The 18,605-nt window shown below is 70.8% G+C and carries 12 protein-coding genes and 1 pseudogene; 5 read left to right on the top strand and 8 right to left on the bottom strand.

The genetic code is table 11. The features are described from left to right. Nucleotides 1–39 precede the first annotated feature (39 nt). The 3 genes from CP975_RS33670 to CP975_RS33680 are packed head-to-tail and all read right to left on the bottom strand — an operon-like array spanning nucleotide 40 to nucleotide 4,233. A complete protein-coding gene (locus tag CP975_RS33670; protein WP_055532876.1) occupies nucleotides 40–999 on the bottom strand; it encodes a ketoacyl-ACP synthase III in 960 nt (319 codons plus the stop codon). Between the two features lie 37 nt (nucleotides 1,000–1,036). Continuing rightward, a complete protein-coding gene (locus CP975_RS33675; protein WP_070321250.1) occupies nucleotides 1,037–2,854 on the bottom strand; it encodes a CoA-transferase in 1,818 nt (605 codons plus the stop codon). Between the two features lie 41 nt (nucleotides 2,855–2,895). Then, the gene (locus CP975_RS33680) at nucleotides 2,896–4,233 is read right to left on the bottom strand and encodes a beta-ketoacyl-[acyl-carrier-protein] synthase family protein (RefSeq protein WP_070321248.1); all 1,338 of its coding nucleotides are present in this window, start codon (nucleotides 4,231–4,233) and stop codon (nucleotides 2,896–2,898) included. A 211-nt stretch (nucleotides 4,234–4,444) separates the two neighbouring features. Here CP975_RS33680 and CP975_RS33685 point away from each other — a divergent pair, with 211 nt between their 5' ends. From CP975_RS33685 to CP975_RS33695, 3 genes are read left to right on the top strand one after another with little or no spacing between them, the layout of a single operon-like run. Then, the gene (locus CP975_RS33685) at nucleotides 4,445–5,764 is read left to right on the top strand and encodes a beta-ketoacyl synthase N-terminal-like domain-containing protein (protein WP_055532869.1); all 1,320 of its coding nucleotides are present in this window, start codon (nucleotides 4,445–4,447) and stop codon (nucleotides 5,762–5,764) included. Nucleotides 5,765–5,775: 11 nt separating this feature from the next. After that, on the top strand, nucleotides 5,776–6,810 hold the full coding sequence (locus CP975_RS33690) for a beta-ketoacyl-ACP synthase III (protein ID WP_055532866.1): 1,035 nt from the start codon (nucleotides 5,776–5,778) through the stop codon (nucleotides 6,808–6,810). 53 nt (nucleotides 6,811–6,863) lie between these two features. Further along, nucleotides 6,864–7,094, top strand: coding sequence for an acyl carrier protein (locus CP975_RS33695; protein ID WP_055532862.1), 231 nt, complete (start codon nucleotides 6,864–6,866; stop codon nucleotides 7,092–7,094). A gap of 96 nt (nucleotides 7,095–7,190) precedes the next feature. Here the strand turns inward: CP975_RS33695 and CP975_RS33700 are convergent, their stop codons facing one another. Further along, entirely contained in the window at nucleotides 7,191–8,867 is a 1,677-nt protein-coding gene (locus tag CP975_RS33700; protein WP_055532850.1) for an MFS transporter, read from the bottom strand. Between the two features lie 153 nt (nucleotides 8,868–9,020). Here CP975_RS33700 and abrT point away from each other — a divergent pair, with 153 nt between their 5' ends. After that, on the top strand, nucleotides 9,021–9,692 hold the full coding sequence (gene abrT, locus CP975_RS33705) for an HTH-type transcriptional regulator AbrT (RefSeq protein WP_055532842.1): 672 nt from the start codon (nucleotides 9,021–9,023) through the stop codon (nucleotides 9,690–9,692). A gap of 38 nt (nucleotides 9,693–9,730) precedes the next feature. Here abrT and CP975_RS33710 read toward each other — a convergent pair. From CP975_RS33710 to CP975_RS33725, 4 genes and pseudogenes are all read right to left on the bottom strand, one after another. Beyond that, nucleotides 9,731–10,922 (bottom strand): annotated as a pseudogene (locus CP975_RS33710) (cytochrome P450 family protein). A gap of 59 nt (nucleotides 10,923–10,981) precedes the next feature. Then, a complete protein-coding gene (locus CP975_RS33715) occupies nucleotides 10,982–12,367 on the bottom strand; it encodes a serine/threonine-protein kinase (RefSeq protein ID WP_246201722.1) in 1,386 nt (461 codons plus the stop codon). Nucleotides 12,368–12,502: 135 nt separating this feature from the next. After that, nucleotides 12,503–14,407 carry a B12-binding domain-containing radical SAM protein gene (locus tag CP975_RS33720; RefSeq protein ID WP_208835598.1) on the bottom strand — a complete coding sequence of 635 codons (1,905 nt, stop codon included), beginning with the start codon at nucleotides 14,405–14,407 and terminating at the stop codon, nucleotides 12,503–12,505. A 223-nt stretch (nucleotides 14,408–14,630) separates the two neighbouring features. After that, complete coding sequence (locus CP975_RS33725; RefSeq protein ID WP_055532834.1) at nucleotides 14,631–15,830, bottom strand: MalY/PatB family protein; 1,200 nt, start codon at nucleotides 15,828–15,830, stop codon at nucleotides 14,631–14,633. A gap of 343 nt (nucleotides 15,831–16,173) precedes the next feature. Here CP975_RS33725 and CP975_RS33730 point away from each other — a divergent pair, with 343 nt between their 5' ends. Next, entirely contained in the window at nucleotides 16,174–18,588 is a 2,415-nt protein-coding gene (locus CP975_RS33730) for a non-ribosomal peptide synthetase (RefSeq protein WP_055532818.1), read from the top strand. Nucleotides 18,589–18,605: the final 17 nt, after the last annotated feature.

Here is an 18,605-nt window from a genome sequence, read left to right on the forward strand (position 1 = left end):
TCCTCGTCTTCCCGTCGTTGTGTGCTGTCCGTCGGTGCGTCAGAGCTGGTAGAGCAGGGCGCCCGAGAACCACCCCGCGCCGGCCGCGGGCGACAGGATCACGTTGCCCTTGCGCAGTTCGCCGGACTCGGTGAACTCGGACAGGGCGCTCGGGATCGTGGCGCTGGTCGTCTGGCCGCGTGTCCGCAGGTTCGTCAGGACCCGCTCGGGGGCGACGCCGATGCGCCGCACCAGCTCCTCACTGATCCGTGCCGAGCCCGGATGCGGCACGACCCGGTCCACATCGGCGATGGTCATGTCGTTGCGCCGCAGCACCAGGTCCGTGGCCTCGCCCGCGGTCGCGGCGGCCACCTGGGAGATCGTGGGCAGGCTCACCGTCCAGCCGTCGCTGCCGCGGGCCTTGGAGACGCCCGCGTGCTCGCCGTAGCTGAGCACGACGGAGTCCCGCAGCCGGGACTCGTCCGGCGCCCCCACCTCCAGAACGGCCGCGCCCGCCCCGTCGCCGCCGACGTACGAACCCCGCCGACCGGGCTTGAGCCGACGCGAGAACTGGTCGGAGCAGATCACCAGGGCGTGCCGCCAGCGGTGACTGGTCAGCATCGCGGCGGCCGTCTGCACGGAGTGGACGAAGCCGACGCAGGCGGCGCACACGTCGAAGGCCAAGGCCCGCCCGGCGCCGAGGCGCATCGCGATCCGGGGCCCGTCCTCAGGCGCGTACCGCCGCTGCGACCAGGAGGAGAAGACCACCAGGTCGAGGTCGCAGGCCTCCAGGCCGGCGTTGCGCAACGCGTGCCGTCCGGCCTCCACGGCCATGTACGGCACGCTCTCCGTGTCGTCGGACAGGTGCCGCCGCTCCACGCCGAGGTCCGGGCCGAGGACCGCCGCCTCCATCTCCGGCGCGTCGGGCAGGTCGGCCGGGATCTCCTCGCTGTGCCGCGGGAAGTAGTGGCCGAAGCCCCGGAAGGACAGGCCGCGGCCCACCCAGATTCCACCGCTCACACCGTGCTCCTCACCTGGTGGGATCCTGCGGATCGCGTCACCTGTAGAAACCTTGCGGATCGAGACTGCGCAGCCAGGCGATCTCCGCCTCGGTGACCTGCGGTTCCGCCGTGCAGCCCGCGCCGCTCACCGGCCAGCGGGTCAGCGCCGCCACGGCCTCCTCGGGGGAGGCCGGGCCGTCGTTGAGCGGCAGCCAGGTGGCGAGGCGGAAGGCCCCCCGTGTGTCCTGCTCGCGCCGGAACCGCCCGAAGTGGCTGACCACTTCCCGTACGCGGGCACCGGGACTGGTGACATAGGCGACCCGCTCGACGAACTTGCGCGGGGAAGCCGTGGACAGCACCAGGCAGTCGGTGCTCGTCGCGATGTCGTTGGCGCCGCCGGAGCCGGTCAGCCAGCGTCCGTCGGCCAGCAGGCTGGTGTTGACGTTGCCGTCCGCGTCGACCTCACCGGCGGCCAGGACGCCCAGGCAGCGCGGGTTCGCCGACACCATGCCGCCGAGGATCTCGGGGATGCCCACGAGCTGCTGGGAACGCGTGGCGTGCAGCTGGCTGAAGAGGAAGACGTCGCCGGGCTCGGGGTCCATGCCGTAGAAGCCCAGCTCGGCGCAGACCGGCACCCGCACGCCCTGTTCGCGCAGGAGCGCGGCGGCGAGCCAGGCGGCCAGGTGGGAGACGCCGATGCCCGCGAGCAGGGTGTCGTAGCCGTCGCGCGTGACCCGGTCGGCGATGGCGCGGGCGCCCAGGACGATGGTCCGCTCCTGGCGCGTCACGGGCTCGGCGGCGATGGCTCCCGCGGGGAGCGGCACCGGGGGAGTGGCGGGCTCGCGAGAGGTGAGCGGCCCCGAGGCGAGGGTCAGTTCGGCGCGGCGCGCCTCGCCCAGCTTGCGTACGTACTGCGCGTGCCCGGCGGGCTCCTCCACCCACTCGCGGTACCACTCCTTGGCGCCGTCCTCGGTGGCCAGCCGGTCCACCAGCTCGGTGAGGAAGGCGTAGTCGTCGCGGTACCCGCTCACGTCGCCGCGCTCGTCGCCGGTGGCGAGACCGCGCAGCGACTGCGGGTGCGCGCCCAGCGGCGCCTCGCACAGGGCGAGCACGCGCCGGCCGGGAATGACGATCCGTTCGGGGTGCCCGTCGGTGAAGTCGTCGGGCACGATGCGCTCCACCGAGGCGAGCACGCCCTGTTCGGCGGCGTACGCGGCCCAGGCGCCCTCGCCCGCGGGCGGCACGAGGACGATGTTGCCGCGCCGGTCCGCGCAGGCGCCGTGCACCAGGGTGAGGTCCGGACGCAGCCGCTCCACGAGACCGAACGGGCGCTCTTCGGCCGACCGGCCGGGCAGGCGCAGGAACTTCGGTCCGCCGAGCGGCTGTTCGCCCTCCGGCAGCGGGCGTGTCCCGGGGCCGTCGCCGGTGAGACCGCGCTCCAGATCGCTGCCGATGAGCGAGGACGTCACGGCGTACGGCAGCCCCGTGGCCCCGGCCATCAGGCGCTGGGTGAAGCTGAGCAGGGACCACAACTCGCAGGTGAAGGGGATGCCGCGGGCCAGGTCGCGGTAGAGCGGGTTGGGGCGCGGCGTGGGGTAGGTGTCACCGAGGAAGCAGGTGATCAGATGCCTGACCGCGCCCGACATGGTCAGCGCGTGCATGGCCGTGTGCGTGGCCGACGTGCTGACGGTGAACTCGCCGCGGCCCGCGAACCGCCGTGCCAGCGCGTAGACCATGGCGTTGGGCCGCGCCATCGTCATGGCCAGGTGCAGATGCATCCCCGGCGTCACGTACCGGGACACCAGGGAGTCGACGTCGGGGACGACGTCAGGGACGATGTCGGGGCGTGGCGCGGTGCCGCTGTGCGTGCTCATGGTCTCCTTCAGGGGTTCGGTCCGCGCGGGTTCGGCACCGGTCATGCGGCGCCGAGTGCCAGTACCGAGGTCTGGCTGCCGATGGCGAAGGCCAGCGACACCGCGAGTTCGGTGCGGGTCGCGCGGGCCCCCTCGGCGACGTGGTCGTGGTCGCACTCCGGGTCGGGCACGGCGTCCGCGTAGTTGGCGGTCGAGCACAGGCACTGGTGGTGCAGGGCCAGCGAGGTGGCCGCCGCGTTGACCAGGGCGGCGGCGCCCAGGAGGTGGCCGTACACCGGCTTGACGGAGCTGAGGGGCGGCCAGGCGGACCGCGGGCGGCCCTCGTACAGGGCACCGAGCATGCGGCTCTCGGCCACGTCGTTCTTCGGCGTGGCGGTGCCGTGCGCGCAGAACCAGTCGACGTCCCGCGGGGTGCGGCCCGCGTCCTGGAGCGCCCCGGCGACGGCGGACGCGGTGATCTGCCCGCTCATGTCCATGCCGAAGGGGTGGGTTGCCTCGTTCAGCGCCCTGTGGGACAGGAAGCGGGCGTAGCCGCCCGCGCCGCGTGCCCGGGCATGGCTCTCCCGCTCCAGGCACAGGGCGACGGCGCCCTCGCCGAAGGCGAAGCCCTCGCGGTCGCGGGTGTAGGGGCGGATCGCGCGGCGGGGGTCGGCCGACTCGGCCGACAGGACGCGGTCGCCCATCGCCTGGAAGGACTGGAACACCAGGGGGGTCAGGGGGAATTCGTAGCCCACCACGACCACGGCGTCGGCGGTGCCCGCGCGAATGAGGTCGGCGGCGAAGCCGATGGCGTGGTGCCCGCCCACGCAGGCGGAGCTGAGCGTGGTGACGAGTCCGCGCACGTCGCCGTAGATGGCCGACAGCGTCGCCGGGGCGCCCGGCATGCCGCGCAGCATGGCGCCGCTGTCACCGAAGTGGGCCGTGCTGCCCGCCTCGTGGTCTTCGTGGCCTTCTCTGTTGCCGACGCTGTCGTCCTCCCGCAGCGCCTGGCTGACCCACTCCAGGGGGCCGCGTGAGGACGAGGCGATGAGGGAGAGGCGCAGCGGGTCGATCTCGCCGGACCCGAGACCCGCGTCACGGCGGGCCTCCTCGACGGCCGACATGGTCACCAGCGCGTCGCGCGTGTACCGGCCCGCGAACTTCTCGTTCAGCTCCGGCAGGAACTTCCGGTGGTCGAAGTCGCGCAGCTCGCCGGCCACGCGTACCCCGGTCCTGCCCGGTACGCAGCGCGTCAGCCGGCCGAGTCGTGAATTGCCGTCGCGCACGTCCTGCCAGAATTCGTTGACATGGGTCGCGCCGGGGAGCATGACGCCGATACCGGTGACGAGTACGGAGTCCCCGCGGTTTTTCCGTGCAGCGGATTCAGCCTGTGCAGCCATACGGGAAAGCTATCCGCCGGGAATTCGAGGGACATCGGCCCACCGGTACCCGGGAGAATCCCCCTGTGGTACTTGAAGTACCAATTATTGATTTCAGTACTACTGATACCTGTGGTGGCGGAAACCGGGTACCAGGAGCCGGTTACGCCCCGACCCGCACCGCTCTAGCGTCGGCGGCCTGTCGACAGCGGCACGCAACACAGGGAGTCTCATGGCGCATCAGCAGCAGGATCCCGGTCGCGACGCACTGATCACGGGCATGGGATTCGCCCTGCCCGGCCCAGGAGGACTGTGCGCGACGTCCGCGCAATTCCTGGACATCGTCTCCACCGGCGCCTGCTACGTGGAGAATGACGGCGTCTTCTTCGGTCAAGTGCGCACCGATATCGCGGATGTGAAGGAGCGTTATCCCGAACTTCCCGTAAAGGCTCTGAAACTCTATTCCCCGGTGCAGTTGCTCGGCCTGATCTCCATGGCCGAGGCGTGCGGTGACGCCGGACTCGACTGGCGCTCGGGCGCCCTGTCGCAAGCGGCGATCCTCGCAGCCCGGGACGGCGGCGACTGCTGGTCGGCGCAGTACGCCGACATCCTCAACACCGATCGCACCCAAGCCACCAAGGACGAGATCAACGAACTGGGCACCCGTCTCGCCCTGACCGGCATCCCCATGGACGTGGCCAACGTCCAGGTGTCGGTCGTGGCCGGGACCGGCCCCAACTTCACCGTCTCCAACGGCTGTACGTCCTCCGCGGTGCTCCTGGGCATGGCGGGCCGGATGATCGCCGACGGTGAGGTGGAGGTCGCGGTGGTCACCGGCGCCGACGTGTTCGGCCTCGGCTTCCTGCGGCACTACGCCGACCTCCTCGACCGGTACGCCGAGCTGAGCGCCGAGGAGGGCATCACCGTCGACGCCATGGAGGACGCCGCACTGGCGATGGGCGCGCAGATGCGCCCGTACGACAAGAACTCCCCGGGCTCCAACATGGGCAACGGCTCCATCACGCTCGTCGTGGAGAGCCGCGCGCATGCCGAGCGGCGCGGCGCGACCCCCTACTCCCGAATGCTGGCGCAGCGCACCCGGCGCAGCCCGCAGCACAGCGCCTTCGCCATCGACCGTGCGGGGACCGGCATGGTCCAGGCCTCCCGGGACGCCATGGCGGGCCTCGTCGAGGCCGAACAGATCGACTACGTCAACGGAGGGGCCGAGGGCGACCGCGTCTTTCACGAGACGGAGTCGAACATCATGCGCAGCCTCTTCGGGGACCGCGCGACCGCGATGCCCGTCACCGTGCAGGAGGCCTGCTTCGGGCACAACGGCGGTCCGCTCGGCGCTCTGGGAGTGGCGGCCACGTCCCTGATGATCCAGCGCGACCTGGTGTTCCCGACGGCCGGCTGCGTCGACCCGGACGACACCTGCCTCTTCGACCCGGTGCCGGGCACCACCGCCCGGCCACTGCGCATCGATCACGCGCTCTCCTTCAACTACACCGTCGGCATGGTCAGCAGCGCGATCCTGCTGGGGAAGGCGTGAGGCCCGCGGACATGGACCACAACAGGACACGCGCGGCCGTGCTGGCGGGCGTCGCCGGCTGGGTGCCGCCCGGCACGGTCACCAACGCCGACCTGGAAGCCCGCCTCGACACCACCGACGACTGGATCCGCAGCCGCACCGGCATCGCCGAGCGGCACACCGTCCCGCCGGGCATGGCCACGCGGGAACTGGCCGTGGAGGCGGGGCGGCTGGCCCTGAAGTCGGCCGGCCGCGACGACGTGGACGCGGTCGTCCTCGCGACGGCGACCCCGGACCGCCTCTGCCCGGCCACCGCCCCCGAGGTCGCGGCGGCGCTCGGGCTCGGCCCCGTCGCCGCGCACGACGTCGCCGCCGTCTGCGCCGGATTCCTGTACGCGCTGTCGGCAGGAGTCGGGGCGATCGCCGCGGGCTTCGCCGACCGCGTCCTGGTCATCGGCGCCGAGACCTTCTCCGCCATCGTCGACCCGCAGGACCGCAACACGGCCGTCATCTTCGGCGACGCCGCCGGAGCCGTCGTGCTGCGCGCCGGTGACCCCGACGAGCCGGGAGCCATCGGCCCGATCCGGCTCGGCAGCGACGGCACGCACAGCGACCTCATCCAGATCCCCGCGGGCGGTGCCCGGCAGCGCGCCGCCCGGACCGTGCCCGAGCCGAGCGATCACCACCTACAGATGCAGGGCCGCAAGGTCTACCGGCACGCGAAGGAGCGCATGGCACAGTCGGCGCGCGAGGTCATCGAGCGCTCCGGCTGGACGGTCGAGGACGTCGACCGTCTGGCGACCCATCAGGCCAACGCACGCATCAGCGAAGCCGTCGCCGACGAACTGGGCGTCCCGCGCGACCGCGTCCTGTCCAACATCGAGCATGTCGGCAACACCTCGGCCGCGTCCCTTCCCCTGCTGCTCGCCGACTCGGCCGCGGCGGGCAGGCTGCGGACGAACGACCGGGTGCTGCTCGCGGCGTTCGGCGGCGGGCTCGCCTGGGGCGCGGCCTCTCTGACGTGGCCGGACGTCACGGCCCTGGCCGTGCATACGTACCGCGGCTGAGGCGGACCAACCGCCCGTCCCACCCACCGACGCAGCGTCCCCCGGAGGAAACGGTGTACGAATCGGTCAAGTCCCTGCTCACCAACGAATTCAAGATCTCCGAGGACCGGATAGCCCCGGACTCCACGCTGGAGGACCTCGGCCTGGACTCCCTGGCGTCGGTCGAGTTCGCCCTCGCCCTGGAGAAGGGATTCGGCGTGGAGATCACCGACGACGAGGTCGTCGAGCTGGAGCGGCTCGACAGGATCGTCGAACTCGTCGAGCGCCGCAAGCAAGCATCCTGAGCCGTGCCCAGGTCCCTGGAGAGCGCGGTGCGCACGGACCTGGGCACGACCACCGGACAGCCGGGGCCCGTTACGGGCCCCGGCTGCTTCCTGTGGTCAGGGCCGGTCCACGGGCGTTGGGCGGCCGTCGGCGGACTCCCTCGATTCCTGTTTCACCAGATCCACGCCGTCCTCGGGCGCGTCACCGCCGCCCTCGGTCGCCGGGGTGATCCGCCCCGCCGAGGGCGGGATGAACAGGAAGACGGCGACCGCCACCACCACGAGGATGACGCCGGTGCACAGCGACGTGACCCCGAACGCGTCCGTGAACGCGTTGTCGGCTCGCCGCTTCAACTCCTCCCCGACGGCACCGGGCAGGGCACCGGCCACTCCGACGGCGTCGGGGAGGCCTTCGCGCGCGGCATCCATGGCCTTGGGGTCCACCCCGGCGACGGGGTCGTCCATCTCCCTGCGGAAGAGCGCGGACGCCACGCTGCCCATGATCGCCACGCTCAGTCCGTTGCCGAGTTCGTAGGAGGTCTCCTCGATGCCCGCGGCGCCACCCGCGGTATCCGCGTCGGCCGTCGACATGATGGCGTCCGACGCGGCCGTCATGGCGCAACCCGCGCCGGCGCCGATGCCCGCGAGGGCGATGGCGAAGACCCAGTACTCGGTGTCGGGCTCGACGTTCATCAGGACGAAGAACGCGGCGCCGATCAGGCCCATGCCGATCATCATGGCGTACCGCGTCCCGTACCTCGGGACGATGACGGACATGATCGGGGCCCCGATCATGGTGGCCAGGAGCAACGGCAGCAGCTGAAGGCCCGACTCCATCGGCGAGGCGCCGCCGATGAACTGCCAGTGCTGCGTGAGCAGCAGCATCAGCCCGCCCATGCCGAACATGGCGAGGACCACGGACACCACCGCCACGGAGAACGCGCGGTCGCGGAAGAGGGTCGGGTCGAAGAGCGGATCGCGGATGCGCAGCACTCGCACCACCAGGGCGGTGAGCAGCACCAGGCCGAGCACGCCTGTGATGATCGTCTGCGCCTCCAGGCCCTTCGCGCCGCCGTGCTGAATCGCGTACACGAGGGAGATCAGACCGGTGACGGACAGCAGGGCTCCGGCGGTGTCCCAGCGCGGCGGATTCGGATGCCGGGACTCCGGCACCAGGGTCAGCGCGGCGATAAGGGCGAGGACCATGATGGGCACGTTGATCAGGAAGACCGAGCCCCACCAGAAGTGCTCGATCATGACACCGCCGACCACCGGCCCGACCGCGGCACCGGCCGCGGACATGGTGGCCCACACGGCGAGCGCCACCGTCCGCTCCTTGCGGTCGGTGAACACGTTCCGGATGATCGAGAGCGTCGACGGCATGATGATCGCGGCGCCGATTCCGAGCAGCGCGCGGGCCGTGATCAGCATCGCGGGCCCGCTCGCCCAGGCCGCGGCGGCCGATGCGCCGCCGAAGACGATGAAGCCAAGGCACAGGAAACGTTTGCGGCCCAGGCGGTCGCCGAGCGTGCCGCAGCTGATGAGCAGGCCGGCGACGACGAGCGAGTAGACGTCGACGATCCACAGCAACTGCACCGACGAGGGTCGAAGTTCGGTGCTGAGCGTGGGCAGGGCCACGTTCAGCACCGTCAGGTCGAGGGCGACGACGAGAAGGCTCAGCGAGAGGACGCCCAGTACCGCCCATCGGTTTTTCGCCCCGGGGACGCCGCCGTCGTCACCGCCCTCACCTCCTCCGCGGCCCGCGCCCTGCTGCTCATGCACCACGCCGTCCATGACTGGCCTCCTTCGGGATTCCGTCAACTGGTCTCGTACGTCATACCAGCTATCGTACGTCGTACGAGACTGCGTTAGCATAGGGCTGTGAATGAAACTTCTGGACGAGAAAACACACCGAAAGGCCAACCCGGCTCGATCTGGCTGCGCGAGGTGAAGCAGCGGCCGGCGAGGCAGCCGCTGAGCCGTGAACAGATCGTGCAGGCGGCGGTGCGTCTCCTGGATGAGGGGGGTGTCCGCAACCTGCGCATGCGTCAGCTCGCGGACTCGCTGAACTCGGCACCGATGTCGTTGTACTGGCACGTGTCGACCAAGGACGACCTGCTGGAACTGGCCATCGACGCGGTGTTCCCCGACCCGCCTTCCCGGTCCGGCACGGGGGACTGGCGCGACGACATCAAGGCGGGCGCGACGGATTTGTTCGAGGTACTGCTGCGGCACTCCTGGATGATCGAGCTGATGGGCGGTCACCCCCCGGTGGGGCCCCGCGCGCTGGCGCACACCAGCGCCATCATCGAGATCCTGGAGCAGGCCCACTTCTCCCCGAGGCAGCTGGACTCAGCGCTCTCGGCGATCTACTACTACACCGTGGGCGCCGCCTTGTCCGAGGCGTCCTGGCAGGCGATGGCGCGCCAGAGCGCCGAGAGCGAGGAGGAGTGGGTGAGTCGCCTCGGCCCCTACCTCGGCATGGCGACCCAGTCCCACCCGGCTTCCCTGGCCGACTACGTCAAGCGCAGCGCTTCGAGCAGCACGGGCCAGCGATTCCACGACGGCCTCGAATGCATGGTGTCCGGCATGGGGCAGATGCGTTCCCAGGACTCCTGACGCCCTGGCACACCCCCTCGGCCGCCGTCGACCGCCCCTCAGGGGGCCGGGGTGGCCCGGGAGTAGTGCACCGGCAGCGCGGTCAGGCCGCGGGCGCGCATCGAGGGACGCCACTCCGGATCAGCCCCGGCGAACTCGAGGTTCTCGAACCGGTCGAGGAGCGCGGCGAGGGCGATCTCGGTCTCCGCGCGCGCCAGCGGGGCGCCCACGCAGTAGTGGATCCCGTGACCGAGCGCCAGATGGCCTGTGGCATCGCGGCCGAGGTCGACCCGGTCCGGATCGGGGAACCGGTTCGGATCGCGGTTGGCGGCGGACAGCGACAGCAGCACCGTATCGCCCGCGGGGATCACCGTTCCCCCGATCTCCAGGTCCTGCGTGGGAAACCGGCGGATGGCGAGCAGGGCCGGCCCTTCGAAGCGCGCGAACTCCTCGACCGCGTCGGCGATCCGTGCGGGGTCCTGCCGGAGAAGGGCCATCTGGTCCGGGTTCTCCAGCAGGGCCAGTACCGCGTTGCCGATCAGCTGGACGGTGTTCTCGTAGCCGGCGAAGAGGATGAGGAATGCCAGGGACATCAGCTCGTCCTCGGTGAGCCGGTCGTCGTCCGCGTCCCGGACGGCGATCAGGTCGGAGAGCAGGTCGTCCGCGGGGCTGCTCCTCTTGTGAACCAGGAGTTCCGCGAGGAACCCCAGCATGCCCGCGAAGGCCTCCTTGGCGACCTGGGGCCGGCTGGGGTCGGGCGCGACCAGCACGTTCGACCAGGACCGGAAGTCCCGTCGGCGGTTTTCCGGGATGCCCAGGAGTTCACAGATGACGGTGATCGGCAGGGGGGGCCGCGTAGGCGGTCACCAGGTCGGTCGTGCCGTGTGTGCCCAGCGCGTCCAGGAGCCGGTCGGCGGTGGCCCGTATCGGCGTGCGCAGTTGCTCCACGCGGCGGGGGGTGAAGGCTCGTCCGACCAGGCGGCGCAGGCGTGTGTGGTCGGGAGGGTCCATGTTGAGGAGGTTCGCGTCGAGGGCGGGGGGCAGCGCCAGCCCGCGGTAGTTGCCCTCCCGCGCGTTCGTTTTGTCGAGCGAGAGCCGAGGGTCGGCGAGAGCGGCGCGTACGTCGTCGTACCGGGTGACGAGCCAGGCGGGTCGACCGTCGGTCCCGGTGACGCGGTGCACGGGAGAGGTGGTGCGCAAGTCCCGGTACACGTCGTACGGTCGGGTGATCAGGTCGTCCGCAAGATCCATGGACTCACTCTAAAGGCTAGCCGGTTATGCCGACGACGCCATCGGGCGGCCGACGGCTGCTATCGGCCCACTTCGACCCGGAACGAGAGCCGGTCGCCTTCCGTTTGGAGTGCGGCGCCCTGAACGGCCGGGTCCTTGTACGACCGCACCTGTTCGATCAGGATGGGGCAGCCGTCCTTGTCGTCGAGACAGCCGCCGAGGTCGGGCCCGAAGGTGTTGACCCGGGCCACGCCCGCCTGCTGCCTCAACCACTCCTCGATCAGGGAGACTTGTTTGGCGCAGTGATCGACACACGGGTCGGGCCATGTGTACGTCACTTGTGCCACGTTTCCGGCGATGCGGGATGTGGTCGGCCGGGAGAAGCCGCTGGGGGCGGTCAGGGCGTCGGCCACACTCCGGTTGGCCTCGTACGTGCTGTTGTCGGCCCGCTGGTCGAGGAGGTACCCGGCACTCAGGGCCAGCGCGATCACCAGCATCGTCGCGCCCAGCTTGACCCACGGTGAGATCCGTCGGCGCGGTGCGGGCCGCCGCCCGGCGGCGGGCCCCGCCGCGTCCTGCCGCAGGACGGGGCTCCTCGCCGGCATCGTGGGGAGTGCGAACGCGACGGGGGTGGCCACTCCGGGAGTTGGCGCCGCGGCGCCTTTCAGCTGGGCCCGCAGCTGATCCATGGTCAGGCGCGCGGCCGGATCCTTGTGCAGCAGCCCGTCGAGTACGGGACCGAGTGCCCCCGCCCGCACAGCAGGAATCGGCGGCTCCGTCGCGACGGCGACCAGGACCGCGCCCGGGGCCGTCCCGGCGAACGGAGCGTGGCCCTCCACGGCGGCGTACAGCGTGGCGCCCAGGGACCAGAGGTCGGACTCGGCCGTCGCGGGCAGGCCGCGGACCTGTTCGGGAGCCATGAACGCGGGCGTGCCCATGATCATGCCGGTGGCGGTGAGGGTGGCGTCCCCTTCGAGGGCGGCGATCCCGAAGTCGGTCAGAACGACCCGGTCCTCTTCGAGGAGGATGTTGGCGGGCTTGATGTCCCGGTGCGTGATCCCCATCCGGTGCGCGGCACCGAGCGCAGCCGCCACTTGCCGTCCGACGTCGGCGACCCGCTGGGGCGTGAGCGCGCCTTGTGCCTCGATGAGGTCGGCGAGGGACCCGCCGTCCACCAACTCCATGACGATCCAGGGCCGTCCGTCGGGGCCGGATATCCGGTCGTGAACGGTGATGATCCCCGGATGCTTCAGCCGTGCGGCGGCGCGGGCCTCGCGGTCGAGCCGGGCGATCCAGTTCTGCCGCTCGGCCTCGCCCAGATGCTCGGGCAGCCGCAACTCCTTGACGGCGACGTCCCGCCCCAACTGCTCATCGTGGGCTTGCCAGACGGCGCCCATGCCCCCTTGGCCGAGCAGGCGGCTCAACCGGTAGCGCCCCGCGAGGAGTTGCCCGTGATCGTCATCCACGTATGGAATATAACTGGGCCGCCCGTGACCGCTGCGCGAGAACTGACGCCCAGCGTTCCCGACGCCTCAGCGTTCCCGGCGCCTCGGCCGCCCGCCGGTGGGCGGGCAGCCGGGGTCGCACCGAAGGCTCCGGGGTTACGGGACCGCCGCGGTCGGAGACGAGTCGTTGCGGACGGTGCCCCAGTGGATGCCCGTCTCGTTGTGGATGTGCCAGATGTCGTCCTCTGAGAGAAGGACCGATACCACTCCGGGGAAGGCCTCCTCGAAGTAGATGTAGGGCTTCCGGTTGTCGATGCGGGGCGAGTGGTAGTCGAGCCGGTCCTGCATGCCGTGCTGGGTGGTGACCGGGGTCGCGGGATGGTAGGTGAGGATGTTGGGGCTGGCGAGGTCGATCAAACCGTCGTCGATCAGCCGCCCCACCTCGTGGATGGTCTCGTCGATGCTGGCGCGCGTCTCTCCGTCGAGGCCGAAGAGCACCGAGGTGCCCAGTTCCAGCCCCTGTTCCTTCACCAGCCGGGCCGCTTCCCTGACCTTCGCCTTCCAGGGGCGGGTCTCGTCCCGGCGAAGGTTCTTGTGGATGTGGTCCATGACCTGCGTCGACATGCTCTCGATGCCCATGTAGATATAGGTGCACCCGGCGGCCTTCATCTTCCGCAGGATCTCGGCGGACTGCTCGGGCGAGTGCAGGGCCACGAGCGTGTCCACGGTGAGCTGGGCGCCCCACTGGAGCCGGCGCAGCCGTTCGAGGTCGTCGGGATCGCCGAGGCGCGCCCGGAAGCGGTCAGGTATTCGCTCGCCGTCCGCCGCGCGCAGCTCGGCCAGTGCGTCGCAGAACTCCGCGATGTCCCGGTAACGTCCGCTCCAGAACACGGAGTCGTCGAAGAAGAGCGACTCGGCGCCGTAGTGGACGTACTCGCAGACCCGCTCGACCGCCGTGCTGATCGGATCGCGTTTGAAGCGCTTCAGGGTGCCCGCCACCTGCACCGACTCCGAACAGAAGTTACAGCGGTACGGGCAGGCGTTGGACACCATGAAGTGGGCGGTGCGCAGGACCGCGCCGGTGTCGGGTGCGGTGAAGATCGGGAAGTGCGAGCGGATCGCGAACGCCTCGTAGGGCGAGGGGAGTTCGGCGAGGTCGAGCGTGCGACCGCGTAGCGGTACGGCGTCGAAGCCGTCGTCCGAGGCGAGCACGGCCAGGGCCTGGCCCGGGCCGGGGCCCTCCTCGGCGAGCAGCCCCTGGAGGAGCCCGAGGACGCGATCGCGGTCCACCCACTGCCGGTCGAGGTCGACGGCGAGGGCCACGGCTCGCATCAGCAGGTCCACCGCGTGATGGGCCTCGCCGGTCACCACGGCGTCGACGACCCTCGGCGCCCTGCCCTCCTGGATGACGGACAGGGGGCTGCTGGGCTTGAGGAGGAGCCTCTGACCGTCGGGCGTACAGGTGATGGTCTCGTCCGCGTGGCGGCCGCCGAGGATGACGAAGGCCTCCGGGAGTTCGCTCTTGACGAGGGAGGCCATCTCCAGCGCGTAACGGTGTGCGGGGGAGACCGCGCTGATCAGAACCACCCGGGGACGCACCTCGCGCAGCAGCCGGATCCAGCGCACTCTGGCCGCGTCGTCCCAGACGCGCGGGTCGAACACCGTCTGGTCGGTGTTGGGGTCGCTTTCGTAGGGCCGGTAGCCGTCCGCCCCGGCGGCCAGCCGGTATTCCTTGGACGGTAACCGGGTCCACTCGGGGGCGAAGTCGGTGTAGTGCGTGGCCTCTGCCAGTGGGCCCGCGTCGTCGACGGCTCGGCGCACGGCCACGGAGAGCGCCGTATAGAGGCACATCGGATCACCGGGGTAGGTGATCTCCCCCTCGGCCTGGGTCATGACGGGTGCCAGGACCGAAAGCACCGGGAAGTAGCGGCGTGCCGTGCGTCCCTGTGCCAGGTCGTCGAGCAGTCTCTCCCGGCGTACGCGGCGTAGTTGCCGGAAAGAGGCGAGGTCCGCCGCGTCCCCCGGCCGATGTACGCGTACATTTCCACCAGTGGATTGCACGCTTTCGACAGTGTGAATGGTCATCAGCCCTCCGGATCGTTATACGGCACTGATTGAGTTGGCCGTCTGATCCCGGTTGTGCGGGTCCGACACGGAGCGCCTGATAAAGCGGTTCGACTGGCATGGTTTGTCGACCGTGCAGGTAATCAAGAAAGCCCCCGTGATCTTTGTTGTCACTTTACTAGGCGGCGCCCGGTGCGAGTCAACAGGACAAAGAAGACAGTCACTTCGGCAGACGCCGGACAGCGGTGTCCATACGGTCCAGTGTTTCGTCGAGCACCTTGAGAGAAGTGCCGAAATTGAGGCGCACGAATCCGTTTCCTGTCGCGCCGAAGGACGGGCCGGAGAAGAGCAGTACCTTGGCCTCGTCGCGGAAGAAGGCCATGGGATCGTCGCCCACGTCCAGGCGGCGGCAGTCCAGCCAGGCGCAGAATCCGGCCTCCGGAATCCGGTAGGACAGTCCCGCGGGGAGCCGCTCGGCCACCCGGTGGCGGTTGCGGTCGAGCAGTGCCATGACCTCCTCCAGCCAGGAATCGCCCGAGGTCCAGGCGGCCTTGAGCGCCTCCACCGCGAGCACGCCCACCTGACCGAAGAGCAGGCCCTGCCGGTCGTCGACGGCCTCGCGCACGGCCCGCGGGCCCACATGGGCGACCGCGCAGCGGATCCCCGCCAGGTTGAACGCCTTGCTGCCCGAGGTCAGCGTGACGGTGCGGGCCGCCACCTCCGGGCTCAGTGAGGCGAACGGGATGTGCCGGTGCGGGGCGTGGGCCAGATCCGCGTGCACCTCGTCCGAGACGACCAGCAGGTCATGACGGAGCGCCAGATCCGCGAGCGCCTCGAGCTCGTCACGCCTGAACACCCTGCCCGTGGGGTTGTGCGGATTCACCAGGAACAGGGCGCGGCACCGCCCGGGCCCCGCATCCGCCACGGCGCGCTCCATGCGGTCCGGATCGAACCCCCAGCCCGTGCCGTCGTCCTCGACCGGCACCGTCAGCGGCCGGCGCCCGATCCGCTCGATGACCTCGACGAACGGAGGGCAGGCCGGGGTGTGCACCAGCACCGCGTCGCCGGGGGCGGTGGCCAGCTGGAGGACGGCCAGCATCGCCTGGTTGATGTCGGTGAACATCCGCACGTGGGTGGGGTCCGGGAGGTGTCCGTACCGGCGCCGGGTCCGCTCGGCGAACACCTCGCCGAGCGGACCGCCCCGCGACTCGTCGAACCACGTCGGATAGCCGAGGTCCCCCGCGGCCCGGCGCGCCACCGCCTCACGGATCGCGGGTGCCGTGGGAAAGTCCATGTCCGCGACCCAGGAAGCCAGCACGTCCGCTCCGGCGTGCGCCCATTTCTCCCCGTCCCGGCGTGACAATTCGCCGATGTCGAGAGAATCCAGTGCCGACTGCGCGGCCAAAGCGGTGGAGTTCATGGTGCGACCTCCCGGCCGGTCGGGAAAATCCCCTTGCGGAGCTGATACCCCGAAAGACATTGCATCAGGTTGTGCTCCTACTTCTCCAAGAAATGCTGTGACGCTCGTCACCTTGTGATGGCCAGAGGTGATCGATAATCTCGCCAACCAGTCGTTGTCGCAATGTATTTGGCAATGTGTCAGTCGGGGAACGGTCGCATGCCGGATGCGCGCATGCGCCGCCCGGAACTCCGAGACGGAAGGCGGGGAATTGACTTCCTATGCCGTTCAGCTCCCAGGCGACCGGACGAGCGGCGGCCCCCGGCCGCGCTGCACGGGAACGGCCCGCCGGAATGTCCCCGTGATGTACGACGCGGGCCTCGAGACGCTGGCGAAGACCTGTGGGACCACACGGGAACGGGTCGCCGTCGCCGCGTTCGCCGCTCTGCTGTACCGGTACACCGGCCGCAACCACGTCGAACTCGCCCTGAGCCGGGACCGATCCGACGACACCGCCGTCCGTCTGACGGTCACCGGGGAGACCACCTTCCGCGCGCTGGTGAAGGACGCCGGTGCGGCACAGGAGCACCCGGCGGGGGGCCACATCCCCACGGCCGTCAGCTTCGGAGCGACGGTGCCGGCCGACCTTCCGTACGAGGCACAGCTCGTACTGCCCACCCTCGACGAGGGGCCGCTGCCGGTCGAACTGCGCTACGACGAGACGGTCTTCGACACCGCCACGGCCGAGCGACTGCTCGACCATTTCCACGCCCTGCTGGCCGAGGGGCTCGCCCGCCCGGACCTGCCCCTGGCGGAGCTGGAGTTCCTCGGCGAGAGCGAGCTGCACCGGATACTCGTCGAGTGGAACGCCACCGCGGCGGAACTGCCGCACCCTGGGTCGTGTCTGCACGAGGCGTTCGAGGCTCAGGCCGCGCGCGCCCCGGACGCCGTCGTCGTGGCCCAGGACGACCAGTTGCTGACATTCCGTCAGGTCAACGCGGCCGCCAACCGGCTGGCCCACCGGCTGCGGAGACTCGGCGTCGGGCCGGACCGGCGTGTAGGCCTGTACCTCGACCAGTCGCCCGATCTCCTGGTCGCCATCCTCGGCGTGCTCAAGGCGGGCGGCGCCTACGTACCGCTCGACCCCGGCTACCCGAGCGCGCGCGTGGCCACCATGATCACGGGCGTCTCCTGCGTGGCCGTGATCAGCCGAAGCGACCTCGCCGACGGCCTCCCGCGGGCCGAGGGGCCCGGCGGAGCCCATCTGATCGTCCTCGACCGCGCGGCCGACGAGCCGGCCGCCGAGCCCGACCACGACCCGCATCCCGTCGCCGGCCCGGACAACCTCTGCTACGTCATGCATACGTCCGGCTCCACCGGCACGCCCAAGCCCATCGCCCTGTGCCACCGCGGCGTGATGAACAACATCGCGGACCTCAACACCCGCTTCGCCGTGGGACCGGGCGACAGCGTGCTGGGCCTGTCGTCGCCGAGCTTCGACATGTCCGTGTACGAATTCCTGGGCGTGCCCATCGGCGGAGGCACCCTGGTGCTGCCCTCGCCCGGCCGCACCAGGGACCCCGGACACTGGGCTGAGCTGTCGGCCCGCCACCGGGTCACCCTCTGGAACACCGCGCCCGCGCTGCTGGAACTGGTCCTGGAACACCTCGACCACGCCGAGCGGCCCGCCCCCGACGACCAGCCCGCTCACCCGAGGCCCGCCGACCCGCGGCCGACCGGCCGGGCGCTGCCCCTGCGCGACCTGCGGCTGGTGATGCTCGCCGGTGACTGGATCCCGCTGCGGTTGCCGGACCGGACCCGCTCCCGCGCACCCGGGTGCCGTTTCATCTCCCTCGGCGGGGCCACGGAAGCGTCCATCTACTCGACCGTCTTCGAGGTCGAGACCACCGACCCGGCCTGGACGAGCATCCCGTACGGGCGCCCCATGGCCAACCAGCGCGTGTACATCCTCGACGACGCCCTGCGGCCCGTACCGCCCGGTGTCACGGGCGAGTTGTACCTGGCCGGCACCGGGCTCGCCCGCGAATACCTGGACCAGCCCGAGCGGACCGCGGAGCGCTTCCTGCCGTGGTCGTACGGACCTGTGAGCGAGCGCCTCTACCGCACCGGAGACCTGGCCCGGTTCGACGCCGACGGACTGATCGAGCTGATCGGCCGGGTCGACCTCCAGGTGAAGATCCACGGCCTGCGCGTCGAACTCACCGAGATCGAGGCGGCGTTGCGCGACCACCCGGCCGTCAAGGAGGCCGTGGTGACGGCACAGACCGATGCCGCCGGAGCCCCGGTCCTGGTCGGCTACGCCGTGCCGCACGAGAGCGCCGGCTTCAGGGCCGACGACGTACGCGAGCACCTGGCGTCCCGGCTCCCGTCGCACATGGTCCCCGGCGTCCTGCTCACGCTGCCGGCCCTTCCTCTCAGCCCCAACGGCAAGATCGACCGCAAGGCCCTTCCCGCCGCGTTCGCGCCCGGAACGGCCGGACCGGACCCCGCGGCGCCCGCCGAGGACCGGCCGCGGGGCGCCTGGGAGGCACGGCTCGGCGCGGCCTGGCAGGAGGTCCTGGGCGTCGCGTCGGTGCGCCGGGACGACGACTTCTTCGTGCTCGGCGGCGACTCGATGAAGGCCATGCGCACCATGACGCTGATACCGGGCTTCACCCTCGCGGACCTGTACCGGTATCCGACCCTGCGGGAACTGGCCGGGCATCTGGAGAACACCGCGGGCGACCCGGGCGCCGAGCCGTCCGGCGACCACGTCTGACCGGGCGGCCGCACCGG

The organism is Streptomyces alboniger, assembly GCF_008704395.1.
Taxonomy (GTDB): Bacteria; Actinomycetota; Actinomycetes; order Streptomycetales; family Streptomycetaceae; genus Streptomyces; species Streptomyces alboniger.